Consider the following 12701-nt stretch of genomic DNA (forward strand, 5'->3'; position numbering starts at 1 on the left):
CCGAGTGGCAGCGGCCCTCCCGCCCGTGCGAACCCGGGCCCGTTCGGGCCCGATCCGTTCGTGGCGACGCGGCTCAGAGCACGCGCACGGCACCCGAGGCGGGGTAGCCGGAGAGGTCCTGGATGACGACGCCCTTGGACGGGTTGGCGGCGTCCAGGTACTGGCCGTCACCGATGTAGACGCCCGTGTGGTACGCGGAACCCTTGCCGCCCCAGTACAGGATGTCGCCGACCTGGAGGTTGGACAGCGAGACGTCGGTGCCGACGGTCGACTGGTCCTGCGAGACGCGCGGGAGGTCGACGCCGACCTGCTTGAACGCGGCCTGCACCAGGCTGGAGCAGTCCCAGGCGTTGGGGCCCGTGGCGCCCATGACGTAGGCGTCGCCCACCTGCGCCTTGAGGAAGGCGATGACGGTCGCGACGCTGCCGCCGGTCGGCGCGGAGGCGGTGACCGCGGTGGCCGCCGCGCTCGTGGCGCCCGCGTCGGCGGTGAGGACGGCGCGCTCCGCGTCGCGCGTGGCGCGCTCGGCGGCGGCCTTGCGGGCCTCCTCGGCGGCCTTCTTCTTCGCCTCGGCCTTCTTCTTGGCCTCGGCGAGGTCGGCCTTCGCCTCCTTGGCGGCCTCGGCCGCGGCGGCGTCCCGCTCGGCCTGCAGTTGGTAGTTCGCGGCGGCCTGCTGGGTGGCCTGTGCGGACTGGGCGACCTGGGTGGACAGGTCGGCCGTCAGGGTGGGCAGCTCGAGGGTCTGCGTCACCGGCTCGGCGGCGTTCGCCGCCGACGCCCCGGCCACTGCCAGAGTGCTGAGAACACCACTGGCGACTCCGGCCCGCATCGCCATCGTGGAGGGCGCGGTGCGGCGGGGTTTCCGGTGGCTGCGTATGTGAGCGGTGTGGGACATGGGAACAACCGGTACCAGGGGCTCCTTCATATCCACAAGAAACGTGTGCTGCGCCACAGTTGTTCAACGGCAGCCGAGAATCCCGGGCGTGTCGCTCTTTATTGACGCCGTAACGGACATTGCGGGCGGGCCGTAATGGGCCCGTGATCACGGTCTTTCATCTTTACGTCCGAATTGCCCCGGCACCTACCATCGCTCGGAACGATTGGCCAAGCCCTCTTCCCTCGTCGCCTCGCAGGGTGTGGCGGAGGTCACGGAACGGTTACCCGTCCCGACGCGTCCGGAATGCGCGCCGTGGTCGGTTGCGGCCGGGTTGCGGTGAGATCGCGAGCGGATCGCGGGTGGGTCACGACCGGATCGCAGCCTGATCGCGGCCGGATCGCGGCGCCGGGACTTCGTGAACGCGTGCACGCGTCCACATCGCGCCTCGCGTCCCCCTGATGTGTGAACGCCTCCTCTAACAAGGGAACGAGTCCAGCGCCAATTTGCATGCAGGGGAACCTTCTTGATATTGAGACGACCCCTCTGACCTGCACTGACGTGGTAAATTGTCACTTCTGGTGACCGCGCGGACGCTTCGCGTGTGAAGATCACTGCTCATCCGGCTTCATGATCGTTCGTCAGGTGGTGGAGATCACAAAGCTTTGGCAATACCCCGTGTCGCAGATCACAGACCTGCGGGCATAGGATGCGGAGCGGTTGGGCTTGTGACCCGCTTCACATGTTCTCGATCTCCGCCGGGGCGGGCGTGGTTCGGGGGACGCGTGGGGCGGAAGTGAGCTCGACTCGCCAGCAGTCAGTGCCGACTGAGAGGAGCGAGGAGCGGTGAACGCGTATGCGCCCATCCTCGTACTGGGAGCCCTCGGGGCAGGCTTTGCGATCTTCTCCGTGGTCATGGCCACGCTGATCGGTCCGAAGCGGTACAACCGCGCCAGGCTCGAGGCCTACGAGTGCGGTATCGAGCCGACCCCCACGCCGGCCGGCGGCGGGCGCTTCCCCATCAAGTACTACCTGACGGCGATGCTCTTCATCGTCTTCGACATCGAGATCGTCTTCCTTTATCCCTGGGCCGTCAGCTTCGACGCGCTGGGGATTTTCGGGCTCGTGGAGATGTTGCTCTTCGTGCTCACCGTCTTCGTCGCATACGCGTACGTATGGCGGCGGGGCGGCCTGGAATGGGACTGAAGGGCCTTTGACCATGGGACTCGAAGAAAAGCTGCCGAGCGGATTCCTGCTGACCACCGTCGAGCAGGCCGCGGGCTGGGTGCGCAAGTCGTCCATGTTCCCCGCCACGTTCGGACTCGCCTGCTGTGCCATCGAGATGATGACCACCGGCGCCGGCCGCTACGACCTGGCGCGTTTCGGCATGGAGGTCTTCCGCGGCTCGCCGCGGCAGGCGGACCTGATGATCGTGGCCGGCCGGGTCAGCCAGAAGATGGCGCCGGTGCTGCGGCAGGTCTACGACCAGATGCCGAACCCCAAGTGGGTGATCTCCATGGGGGTCTGCGCCTCCTCGGGCGGCATGTTCAACAACTACGCGATCGTCCAGGGCGTCGACCACGTCGTCCCGGTCGACATCTACCTCCCCGGCTGCCCGCCCCGGCCCGAGATGCTGATGGACGCCATCCTCAAGCTCCACCAGAAGATCCAGAGCTCCAAGCTCGGTGTGAACGCCGAGGAAGCGGCCCGTGAGGCGGAGGAGGCGGCGCTCAAGGCACTGCCCACCATCGAGATGAAGGGGCTGCTGCGATGAGTGACGCGAAGAACGCCGCGGGTGACGGCGGCGGCGTGAACCCGGAGAAGGACCTCTCGGCGGAGAACCTTCCCGGCAGGCGCGGCGAGGGCGGTGAGGAGATCCGCGTCCAGCGCGGCATGTTCGGCGCCGCCAACGGCGGCGACACCTCCGGTTACGGTGGTCTGGTCCGCTCGGTCCGGCTCCCGGGACCGTCGAACCGCCCCTACGGAGGCTGGTTCGACGAGGTCGCCGACGAACTGGAGGGCGCGCTGGAGGAGCAGGACCTGCTTCCCCGGAACGCCATCGAGAAGACGGTCGTCGACCGCGGCGAACTCACCTTCCACATCGAACGCGAGCACCTGGTCCGGGTCGCGAGGACCCTGCGGGACGACCCCGCGCTGCGCTTCGAACTGTGCACCGGTGTCAGCGGCACCCACTACCCGAACGACAAGGGCCGCGAACTGCACGCCGTGTACCACCTGCGCTCGATCACCCACAACCGGTTGATCCGCCTGGAGGTCAGCGCCCCCGACGACGACCCGCACATCCCGTCGCTGGTCTCCGTCTATCCGACGAACGACTGGCACGAGCGCGAGACGTACGACTTCTTCGGCATCGTCTTCGACGGCCACCCGGCCCTGACGCGGATCCTGATGCCGGACGACTGGCAGGGCCACCCGCAGCGCAAGGACTATCCCCTCGGCGGCATCCCCGTCGAGTACAAGGGCGCCCAGATCCCGGCTCCGGACCAGCGGAGGTCGTACTCATGAGCACTGCCAACCCGTCGCCCGGCCACCACCCCTCATCGAGTCCCTCCGGGACCACCTCTTCGACGGCATCCGCCGCCTCCGCGCGCGAGACCACGGAAGGCACCGTCTACACCGTCACCGGCGGCGACTGGGACGAGGTCGTCCAGACGGCGAGCCGCAGTGACGACGAGCGCATCATCGTCAACATGGGCCCGCAGCACCCGTCCACGCACGGCGTGCTCAGGCTGATCCTGGAGATCGACGGCGAGACCGTCTCCGAGGCCCGCTGCGGCATCGGCTACCTCCACACCGGCATCGAGAAGAACCTCGAGTACCGGACCTGGACCCAGGGCACCACGTTCGTGACGCGCATGGACTACCTGACGCCGTTCTTCAACGAGGCGGCGTACTGCCTCGGCGTCGAGAAGCTCCTCGGCATCGAGGACCAGATCCCCGACCGCGCCTCGGTCATCCGCGTGCTCCTGATGGAGCTGAACCGGCTCTCCTCCCACCTGGTGTGCATCGCGACCGGAGGCATGGAGCTCGGCGCCACCACCATCATGATCTACGGATTCCGTGATCGTGAACTCATTCTCGACGCCTTCGAGCTCATCACGGGCCTCAGGATGAACCACGCGTACATCCGCCCCGGCGGACTCGCCCAGGACCTGCCGCCCGGAGCGGTGGACCAGATCCGCGAGCTCGTGAAGACACTGCGGAAGAACCTCCCGGAGTACGACGCGCTCGCCACCGGGAACCCGATCTTCAAGGCCCGTATGCAGGACGTCGGTTACCTGGACCTGGCCGGCTGCATGGCCCTCGGGGCCACCGGTCCCGTCCTGCGCTCCACCGGTCTGCCGCACGACCTGCGCAAGGCGCAGCCGTACTGCGGGTACGAGACGTACGACTTCGAGGTCCCCACCGCGGACACCTGCGACTCCTACGGCCGCTTCCTGATCCGGCTGGAGGAGATGCGCCAGTCGCTGCGCATCGTCGAGCAGTGCCTGGACCGGCTCCAGCCCGGGCCGGTCATGGTCGCCGACAAGAAGATCGCCTGGCCCGCCCAGCTCGCCATGGGGCCGGACGGACTGGGCAACTCCCTCGACCACATCAAGCAGATCATGGGCACCTCCATGGAGGCCCTGATCCACCACTTCAAGCTGGTCACCGAGGGCTTCCGCGTGCCGCCGGGACAGACGTACACGGCGGTCGAGTCGCCCAAGGGCGAGCTCGGGGTGCATGTCGTCTCCGACGGCGGCACCCGTCCCTACCGGGTCCACTTCCGCGACCCGTCCTTCACCAACCTGCAGGCCATGGCGGCGATGTGCGAGGGCGGCCAGGTCGCCGACGTCATCGTCGCCGTGGCATCCCTCGACCCCGTGATGGGAGGCGTCGACCGGTGACCACCTCATCTTCGGAGCGGGGCGTCAGCCTGGGCATGCCCCAACTGCCCGCGCCCGCCTACCCGGACGGGGTCCGGGCCCGGCTGGAGACCGACGCGCGCGAGGTCATCGCCCGCTACCCGGACTCCCGGTCCGCCCTCCTGCCGCTGCTGCACCTCGTGCAGTCGGAGGAGGGCCACGTCACGCGCACCGGAATGCAGTTCTGCGCGGACGTGCTCGGCCTGACCACGGCCGAGGTCACCGCCGTCGCCACCTTCTACACCATGTACCGGCGCCGGCCGAGCGGTGACTACCAGGTCGGGGTGTGCACCAACACCCTGTGCGCCGTCATGGGCGGCGACGCCATCTTCGAGGAGCTCCAGGAGCACCTCGGCGTCGGCAACGGCGAGACCACCGAGGACGGCAAGGTCACCCTCGAACACATCGAGTGCAACGCGGCCTGCGACTTCGCACCCGTCGTGATGGTCAACTGGGAGTTCTTCGACAACCAGGACCCCCAGAGCGCCAAGCGCCTGGTCGACGACCTGCGGGCCGGCCGCCCGGTCTCGCCCACGCGCGGGGCGCCGCTGTGCACGTTCAAGGAGACCGCCCGGATCCTGGCCGGTTTCCCCGACGAGCGGGAGGGCGCCGTCGAGGCCACGGGCAGCGCGGGACCCGCTTCCCTGACCGGCCTGAAGCTGGCCAAGGGAGAGGCCGCCCCCGCGCGCGTGGTGCACCCGCGCGGCGAGGCGCCCACGGACACCCCGCCGCACGAGCCGTCGCCGACGGAGCACCTCAGCTCGCACGACGCGCCGCAGGACACATCGGCCTCCGATCCGGAGCACCCGGCCGGACCCGTCGCAGAGGAGGGGGAGTGATGACCTTGGCACCCGCCGAACTCAAGGACATCGGTCCGGAGAAGCTGCTCGCACCCGTGCTGTCGGCCTTCTGGGACGAGGACGAGTCCTGGACCCTGGACGTCTACAAGAGGCACGAGGGGTACGAGGGGCTCCGCAAGGCCCTCGCCATGTCACCGGACGACGTCATCGCGTACGTCAAGGAGTCCGGTCTGCGCGGGCGCGGCGGCGCCGGCTTCCCGACGGGAATGAAATGGCAGTTCATTCCCCAGGGAGACGGCAAGCCCCACTACCTGGTGGTCAACGCCGACGAGTCGGAGCCCGGGACCTGCAAGGACATCCCGCTCCTCTTCGCGAACCCGCACAGCCTCATCGAGGGCATCGTCATCGCCTGCTACGCCATCAGGTCGTCCCATGCCTTCATCTACCTGCGTGGTGAAGTCGTCCCCGTGCTGCGGCGGTTGCACGAGGCCGTGCGCGAGGCCCGTGCGGCGGGCCTGCTCGGCGAGAACATCCTGGGCAGCGGACTCGACCTCGAACTCACCGTGCACGCGGGCGCCGGCGCGTACATCTGCGGCGAGGAGACCGCACTGCTCGACTCGCTCGAAGGCCGCCGTGGCCAACCGCGGCTCCGTCCTCCCTTCCCCGCCGTCGCGGGCCTCTACGCGTGCCCCACCGTGGTGAACAACGTCGAGTCGATCGCCTCGGTTCCCGCCATCATGAACCGGGGCAAGGAATGGTTCCGCTCGATGGGCAGCGAGAAGTCACCCGGCTTCACCCTCTATTCCCTCAGCGGCCACGTCGCACGCCCCGGGCAGTACGAGGCGCCGATGGGCATCACGCTGCGCCAGCTGCTCGACATGAGCGGCGGCGTGCGGCCCGGGCACCGCCTGAAGTTCTGGACGCCGGGCGGCTCCTCGACGCCGTTGCTCACCGAGGAGCACCTCGACGTCCCCCTGGACTACGAAGGGGTGGGCGCCGCCGGTTCCATGCTCGGCACGAAGGCGCTCCAGTGCTTCGACGAGACGACCTGCGTCGTACGGGCCGTCACCCGCTGGACCGAGTTCTACGCCCACGAGTCCTGCGGCAAGTGCACGCCGTGCCGCGAAGGGACGTACTGGCTCGTGCAGCTGATGCGCGACATCGAGGCCGGCAAGGGCCGGATGTCCGACCTCGACAAGCTGAACGACATCGCCGACAACATCAACGGCAAGGCGTTCTGCGCCCTCGGCGACGGCGCCGCCTCGCCGATCTTCTCCTCGCTGAAGTACTTCCGTGAGGAGTACGAGCAGCACATCACGGGCCGTGGCTGCCCGTTCGACCCGGCCAAGTCGACGGCCTGGGCCGACCGTACGGAGGTGCACGCATGACTGTGACCACCAGCTCTCCCTCCGGTGGGGGAGAAGCGGCGGTCCCGCCCGAGGACCTCGTGACGCTGACGATCGACGGCGTCGAGACCAGCGTGCCCAAGGGCACCCTGGTCATCCGGGCCGCCGAACAGCTCGGCATCGAGATCCCCCGGTTCTGCGACCACCCCCTCCTCGACCCGGCCGGCGCCTGCCGCCAGTGCATCGTCGAGGTCGAGGGCCAGCGCAAGCCCATGGCCTCCTGCACCATCACCTGCACCGACGGGATGGTGGTGAAGACCCAGCTGACCTCGCCCGTCGCGGAGAAGGCCCAGCGCGGGGTGATGGAGCTGCTGCTCATCAACCACCCGCTGGACTGCCCGGTCTGCGACAAGGGCGGCGAGTGCCCGCTGCAGAACCAGGCGATGTCGCACGGCAACCCCGAGTCCCGCTTCGAAGGAAAGAAGCGGACCTACGAGAAGCCCGTCCCGATCTCCACCCAGGTGCTGCTCGACCGTGAGCGGTGCGTGCTGTGCGCCCGCTGCACCCGCTTCTCCAACCAGATCGCCGGCGACCCGATGATCGAGATGGTCGAGCGGGGCGCGCTCCAGCAGATCGGCACCGGCGAGGGCGATCCCTTCGAGTCGTACTTCTCCGGCAACACCATCCAGATCTGCCCGGTCGGCGCGCTCACCTCGGCGGCCTACCGGTTCCGCTCCCGCCCCTTCGACCTGGTCTCCTCGCCGTCGGTGTGCGAGCACTGCTCCGGCGGCTGCGCCACCCGCACCGACCACCGGCGCGGCAAGGTCATGCGGCGGCTGGCCGCCGACGACCCCGAGGTCAACGAGGAGTGGATGTGCGACAAGGGGCGCTTCGGGTTCCGGTACGCGCAGCAGCGGGACCGGTTGCAGACCCCGCTCGTGCGCAACGCCGAGGGTGAGCTGGAGCCCGCCTCCTGGCCCGAGGCACTGCAGATCGCGGCCCAGGGGCTGCTGGCCTCCCGCGGCCGCACCGGCGTCCTGACCGGCGGCCGGCTCACCGTCGAGGACGCCTACGCGTACAGCAAGTTCACGCGCGTGGCGCTCGACACCAACGACATCGACTTCCGCGCGCGCGTGCACAGCGCCGAGGAGGCCGACTTCCTCGCCGCGCGGGTCGCGGGTCGCGGACACGATCTCGGGGGCGCGTCCGGCCCGCATCCCGGGGACGGTGTCACGTACTCCTCGCTGGAGAAGGCGCCCGCCGTCCTGCTGGTCGGGTTCGAGTCGGAGGAGGAGGCGCCCGGCGTCTTCCTGCGGCTGCGCAAGGCGTGGCGTACCCACGGGCAGCGGACCTTCGCCCTGGCCACGTACGCCACGCGCGGCCTGGAGAAGGCCGGCGGCACGCTGCTGCCGGCGGCCCCCGGCACCGAGACCGAATGGCTGGACGCGCTCGCGAGCGGCGTCGGCCTGGAGGGCGACGGGGCCAGGGCGGCCGAAGCGCTGCGGACCGAGGGCGCGGTGATCGTCGTCGGTGAGCGGCTCGCCGCCGTCGAGGGCGGTCTCACCGCCGCCGTACGGATCGCCACCGCGACCGGCGCCCGGCTGGTGTGGATCCCGCGCCGGGCCGGGGAGCGGGGCGCCGTCGAGGTGGGCGCGCTGCCGTCGCTGCTGCCGGGCGGGCGCCCGGCGACCGACCCGCGTGCGCGGGAGGAGGTCGCCGCCGTCTGGGGCGTCGCCGCTCTCCCGCACCGCTACGGCCGCGACACCGGCGAGATCGTCGAGGCCGCGGCGACCGGCGAGCTGCAGGCGCTGCTGGTCGCGGGCGTGGAGGTCGCCGACCTGCCCGACCCCGCACGCGCGCGTGCGGCACTCGCCGAGGCCGGGTTCGTGGTCTCCCTGGAGCTGCGGCCCGGCGAGGTCACCGAACTCGCCGACGTGGTGCTGCCGGTGGCGGCCGTCGTCGAGAAGGCCGGTGCCTTCCTCAACTGGGAAGGCAGGGTCCGGCCCTTCGAGGCGGCGCTCAAGCCCGACCAGATGACCCGCCCCCTCCCGCCGACCGACGCGCGCGTGCTGCAGATGCTGGCCGACGCCATGGACGTGCACCTGGGCCTGCCGGATCTGCGCACGGTACGCGCGGAGATCGAGCGGCTCGGCACCTGGGACGGCCCGCGGGCCACCGAACCGCTGCGGACCGCGGGCGCGCTGCCCCGGCCGGCCGCCGGGGAGGCGGTGCTGGCCGGACACCGGCTGCTGCTGGACCAGGGACTCCTGCAGCAGGGCGACGAGGCGCTCGCCGGCACCCGGCACGCCGCGCACGCGCGGGTGTCGGCCGCCACGGCCGTCGAGGTCGGCGTCGAGGACGGCGACCTGATCGCGGTGACCGGCACCGCCGGAACGGTCGAACTCCCCCTGAACGTCACCGAGATGCCCGACCGCGTGGTGTGGCTCCCGCTGAACTCCGCGGGCGGCGGTGTCGCCTCCGACACCGGGGCGCTGCCCGGCTCCCTCGTCCGTATCGGCCCGGCGGCACTCGCCGGCGAAGCCCCCGAGGAGGTGGAGGCATGAGCCTGTACTTCGCCGCTGAAGACCTCTCGATGTTCGGCCGCGACCCCTGGTGGCTGATCGCCCTCAAGGCGGTGTTCTGCTTCGCCTTCCTCATGGTGACGGTGCTGATCGCCATCGTGATGGAACGCAAGATCGTCGCCTGGATGCAGCGGCGCATCGGCCCCAACCGGAACGGCCCCTGGGGCATGCTCCAGTCGCTCGCCGACGGCGTGAAGCTGATGCTCAAGGAAGACGTCGTCGTCAAACGCGCGGACAAGGCGGTGTACGTCCTCGCGCCGATCGTCGCGGCCGTTCCGGCCTTCATGGCGATCGCGGTGATCCCCTTCGGGCCGTCCGGCAACGAGATCTCGATCTTCGGTCAGCGGACCACGATGCAGCTCACCGACCTGCCGATCGCCCTGCTCTACATCCTCGCGGTCGCCTCGATCGGCATCTACGGCATCGTCCTGGCGGGCTGGAGCTCCGGATCCACCTACCCGCTGCTGGGCGGTCTGCGCTCCTGCGCGCAGATGATCTCCTACGAGATCGCCATGGGCGCCGCGTTCGCCTCCGTGTTCCTCTACTCGGGCTCGATGTCGACGTCGACGATCGTCGAGCAGCAGGCCGACCGCTGGTACATCCTGCTGCTGCCGGTCTCCTTCCTCATCTACATCGTCACGATGGTCGGCGAGGTCAACCGCGCCCCCTTCGACATGCCGGAGTCCGAGGGCGACCTGGTCGGCGGCTTCAACACCGAGTACTCGTCGATCAAGTTCGCGATGTTCATGCTCGCCGAGTACATCAACATGGTGACCGTCTCGGCCGTCGCCACCACCCTCTTCCTGGGCGGCTGGCGCGCTCCGTGGCCGATCAGCACCTTCTGGGAGGGCGCGAACCACGGCTGGTGGCCGATGCTCTGGTTCATCGTCAAGGTCCAGCTGCTGCTGTTCATGTTCGTCTGGCTGCGCGGCACGCTCCCGCGGGTCCGCTACGACCAGCTGATGAAGCTCGGCTGGAAGGTCCTGATCCCGGTCTCCCTGGTGTGGCTGATGCTCGTCGCCACGGTGCGGGCCCTGCGGAACGAGAACTACGGGTTCACCGACATCGCCCTCTACGTCGCCGCGGCCGTCCTCACCCTGCTGGTGCTGTCCTTCGTCGTCGACATGTTCCGGGCGAGGAGCAAGAAGGGCGAGGAAGCCGAGGAACCCGGCGAGGCCCCGGCCGCCTTCGATCCGATGGCGGGCGGATTCCCCGTACCGCCGCTGCCCGGACAGGAGCTTCCGCCGGTGCCGCGACGGCCCTCGCGCCAGGAACGGAAGCTTGTCGGCAGTGGCGGACCCGATACCCACAGTGACGGATCTCTGGATGGAAAGGAGGCGTCCGATGGCTGAGGAATCCAAGGAGCCCGGGCAGACGAAGCCCGGTTTCCTGAACCCGGTGGCCGGCTTCGGCGTGACCTTCAAGGCCATGTTCAAGAAGCGGCTGACCGAGCAGTACCCCGAGCAGCCGAAGACCACGGCCCCGCGCTTCCACGGCAGGCACCAGCTCAACCGCCATCCGGACGGTCTGGAGAAGTGCGTCGGCTGTGAACTGTGCGCCTGGGCCTGTCCCGCCGACGCGATCTACGTCGAGGGCGCGGACAACACCGACGAGGAGCGCTACTCCCCCGGCGAGCGGTACGGCCGCGTCTACCAGATCAACTACGCCCGCTGCATCCTGTGCGGTCTGTGCATCGAGGCGTGCCCCACGCGCGCGCTCACGATGACCAACGAGTTCGAGCTGGCCGACTCCAGCCGCGCCAACCTCATCTACACCAAGGAGCAGCTGCTCGCCGGTCTGGAGGAGGGCATGGTCGACAGCCCGCACGCCATGTACCCGGGCACCGACGAACAGGACTACTACCGGGGCCTGGTGACCGAGGCCGCGCCCGGCACGGAGCGGCAGGTCGCCCACTCCGAGGGCGAGGTCGTGCAGGAGGCGGACTCGACCTTCGGCGAGGACGAACCGGCCTCGGAGAAGGTGATCCGGGGATGACCGCGTACACCGCGTACACCGCGTCCACCGAGTATCTCGCCGCCTACTCCACCTCCGCCGGAGAGGCCGTCCAGTTCTGGATCCTCGGCACGGTCGCCGTGATCGGCGCGCTGGGCACCATCCTGATGCGGCGGGCCGTGCACAGCGCGCTCTGCCTGGCCGGAACCATGATCGTCCTGGCGGTGTTCTACCTCGCCAACGGCGCCTACTTCCTGGGCATCGTCCAGATCATCGTCTACACCGGCGCGATCATGATGCTGTTCCTGTTCGTAGTGATGCTGGTCGGCGTCACCGCGGCGGACTCCCTGAAGGAGACCATCAAGGGCCAGCGCTGGCTCGCCCTGCTGTGCGGGCTCGGCTTCGGCATCCTGCTGATCGGCGGCATCGGCAACGCCGCGCTCACCGAGTTCAACGGCCTCGGCCAGGCGAACGCGAACGGCAACGTCCAGGGCCTCGCCGCCCTCCTCTTCACCCGGTACGTGTTCGCCTTCGAGATCACCGGCGCCCTGCTCATCACGGCCGTCGTCGGCGCCATGGTGCTCACCCACCGCGAGCGCACCGAGCGGGCCCGGACCCAGCGGGAGCTTTCCGAACAGCGCGTCCGCGAGGGCAAGCACCTCCCGCCGCTGCCGGCCCCGGGCGTGTACGCCCGGCACAACGCGGTGGACATCGCGGGCCTGCTGCCCGACGGCACGCCGTCCGACCTCACCGTCAACAAGACGCTGCGCGAACGGGGTCAGATCCGGGACGTGTCGCGGGAGGCGCTCAACGACCTGCGGGCGCTGGAACAGCGCGCGGAGGAGCGTCTTGAGCGCGCGGCGGTCGAGCCGACGTTCAAGTCGGCGTACGAGCGGGCCGAGGAGGCATCGAAGTGAACCCGGTCAACTACCTGTACCTCGCTGCCCTGCTGTTCACGATCGGCGCCACCGGTGTGCTCATCCGGCGCAACGCGATCGTCGTCTTCATGTGCATCGAGCTCATGCTCAACGCCTGCAACCTCGCGTTCGTCGCCTTCTCCCGTATGCACGGCAACCTCGACGGCCAGATCATCGCCTTCTTCACGATGGTCGTCGCCGCGGCGGAGGTCGTGGTCGGGCTGGCGATCATCGTGTCCCTGTTCCGTTCCCGCCACTCGGCCTCGGTCGACGACGCCAGCCTGATGAAGCTGTGAGGGGTCG

The 12701-nt window shown here is 69.4% G+C and carries 12 protein-coding genes; 11 read left to right on the forward strand and 1 reads right to left on the reverse strand.

All coding sequences use genetic code 11. The features are described from left to right. Positions 1–73: 73 nt before the first annotated feature. On the reverse strand, positions 74–925 hold the full coding sequence (locus AB0I73_RS05305) for a C40 family peptidase (protein ID WP_363033950.1): 852 nt from the start codon (positions 923–925) through the stop codon (positions 74–76). 795 nt (positions 926–1720) lie between these two features. Here AB0I73_RS05305 and AB0I73_RS05310 point away from each other — a divergent pair. From AB0I73_RS05310 to nuoK, 11 genes are read left to right on the forward strand one after another with little or no spacing between them, the layout of a single operon-like run. Next, complete coding sequence (locus tag AB0I73_RS05310) at positions 1721–2080, forward strand: NADH-quinone oxidoreductase subunit A (protein ID WP_055570452.1); 360 nt, start codon at positions 1721–1723, stop codon at positions 2078–2080. Positions 2081–2093: 13 nt separating this feature from the next. Beyond that, positions 2094–2648: an NADH-quinone oxidoreductase subunit B family protein gene (locus AB0I73_RS05315; RefSeq protein ID WP_363033953.1), complete on the forward strand. Its 555-nt coding sequence runs from the start codon at positions 2094–2096 to the stop codon at positions 2646–2648. Beyond that, complete coding sequence (locus tag AB0I73_RS05320) at positions 2645–3400, forward strand: NADH-quinone oxidoreductase subunit C (protein WP_363033955.1); 756 nt, start codon at positions 2645–2647, stop codon at positions 3398–3400. The genes AB0I73_RS05315 and AB0I73_RS05320 overlap by 4 nt, the downstream gene beginning before the upstream one ends. After that, the gene (locus AB0I73_RS05325) at positions 3397–4782 is read left to right on the forward strand and encodes an NADH-quinone oxidoreductase subunit D (RefSeq protein ID WP_363033957.1); all 1386 of its coding nucleotides are present in this window, start codon (positions 3397–3399) and stop codon (positions 4780–4782) included. Before AB0I73_RS05320 ends, AB0I73_RS05325 begins: the two co-directional genes overlap by 4 nt. Then, positions 4779–5639 (forward strand): NADH-quinone oxidoreductase subunit NuoE, encoded by an 861-nt coding sequence (gene nuoE, locus AB0I73_RS05330; RefSeq protein ID WP_363033959.1) that lies wholly within the window; start codon positions 4779–4781, stop codon positions 5637–5639. Before AB0I73_RS05325 ends, nuoE begins: the two co-directional genes overlap by 4 nt. Beyond that, entirely contained in the window at positions 5636–6988 is a 1353-nt protein-coding gene (gene nuoF / locus AB0I73_RS05335; RefSeq protein WP_363033961.1) for an NADH-quinone oxidoreductase subunit NuoF, read from the forward strand. The genes nuoE and nuoF overlap by 4 nt, the downstream gene beginning before the upstream one ends. Continuing rightward, a complete protein-coding gene (locus AB0I73_RS05340; RefSeq protein ID WP_363033963.1) occupies positions 6985–9510 on the forward strand; it encodes an NADH-quinone oxidoreductase subunit G in 2526 nt (841 codons plus the stop codon). Before nuoF ends, AB0I73_RS05340 begins: the two co-directional genes overlap by 4 nt. Continuing rightward, positions 9507–10880, forward strand: a complete 1374-nt coding sequence (gene nuoH / locus AB0I73_RS05345) for an NADH-quinone oxidoreductase subunit NuoH (protein WP_363033965.1) — start codon at positions 9507–9509, stop codon at positions 10878–10880. Before AB0I73_RS05340 ends, nuoH begins: the two co-directional genes overlap by 4 nt. Next, positions 10873–11523: an NADH-quinone oxidoreductase subunit NuoI gene (gene nuoI / locus AB0I73_RS05350; protein WP_363033967.1), complete on the forward strand. Its 651-nt coding sequence runs from the start codon at positions 10873–10875 to the stop codon at positions 11521–11523. Before nuoH ends, nuoI begins: the two co-directional genes overlap by 8 nt. After that, positions 11520–12398 (forward strand): NADH-quinone oxidoreductase subunit J, encoded by an 879-nt coding sequence (locus AB0I73_RS05355; RefSeq protein WP_363033969.1) that lies wholly within the window; start codon positions 11520–11522, stop codon positions 12396–12398. Before nuoI ends, AB0I73_RS05355 begins: the two co-directional genes overlap by 4 nt. Further along, positions 12395–12694: an NADH-quinone oxidoreductase subunit NuoK gene (nuoK, locus tag AB0I73_RS05360; protein WP_003974374.1), complete on the forward strand. Its 300-nt coding sequence runs from the start codon at positions 12395–12397 to the stop codon at positions 12692–12694. Before AB0I73_RS05355 ends, nuoK begins: the two co-directional genes overlap by 4 nt. Positions 12695–12701: the final 7 nt, after the last annotated feature.

The organism is Streptomyces sp. NPDC050388, from assembly GCF_040655635.1.
In the GTDB taxonomy this organism is placed as follows: domain Bacteria; phylum Actinomycetota; class Actinomycetes; order Streptomycetales; family Streptomycetaceae; genus Streptomyces.

Coding starts and splice junctions, on each gene's coding strand:
- AB0I73_RS05355 (WP_363033969.1), top strand. CDS start 11,520: ATGACCGCGTACACCGCGTACACCGCGTCCACCGAGTATCTCGCCGCC.
- AB0I73_RS05325 (WP_363033957.1), top strand. CDS start 3,397: ATGAGCACTGCCAACCCGTCGCCCGGCCACCACCCCTCATCGAGTCCC.
- AB0I73_RS05315 (WP_363033953.1), top strand. CDS start 2,094: ATGGGACTCGAAGAAAAGCTGCCGAGCGGATTCCTGCTGACCACCGTC.
- AB0I73_RS05340 (WP_363033963.1), top strand. CDS start 6,985: ATGACTGTGACCACCAGCTCTCCCTCCGGTGGGGGAGAAGCGGCGGTC.
- nuoI (WP_363033967.1), top strand. CDS start 10,873: ATGGCTGAGGAATCCAAGGAGCCCGGGCAGACGAAGCCCGGTTTCCTG.
- AB0I73_RS05320 (WP_363033955.1), top strand. CDS start 2,645: ATGAGTGACGCGAAGAACGCCGCGGGTGACGGCGGCGGCGTGAACCCG.
- nuoH (WP_363033965.1), top strand. CDS start 9,507: ATGAGCCTGTACTTCGCCGCTGAAGACCTCTCGATGTTCGGCCGCGAC.
- AB0I73_RS05305 (WP_363033950.1), bottom strand. CDS start 925: ATGAAGGAGCCCCTGGTACCGGTTGTTCCCATGTCCCACACCGCTCAC.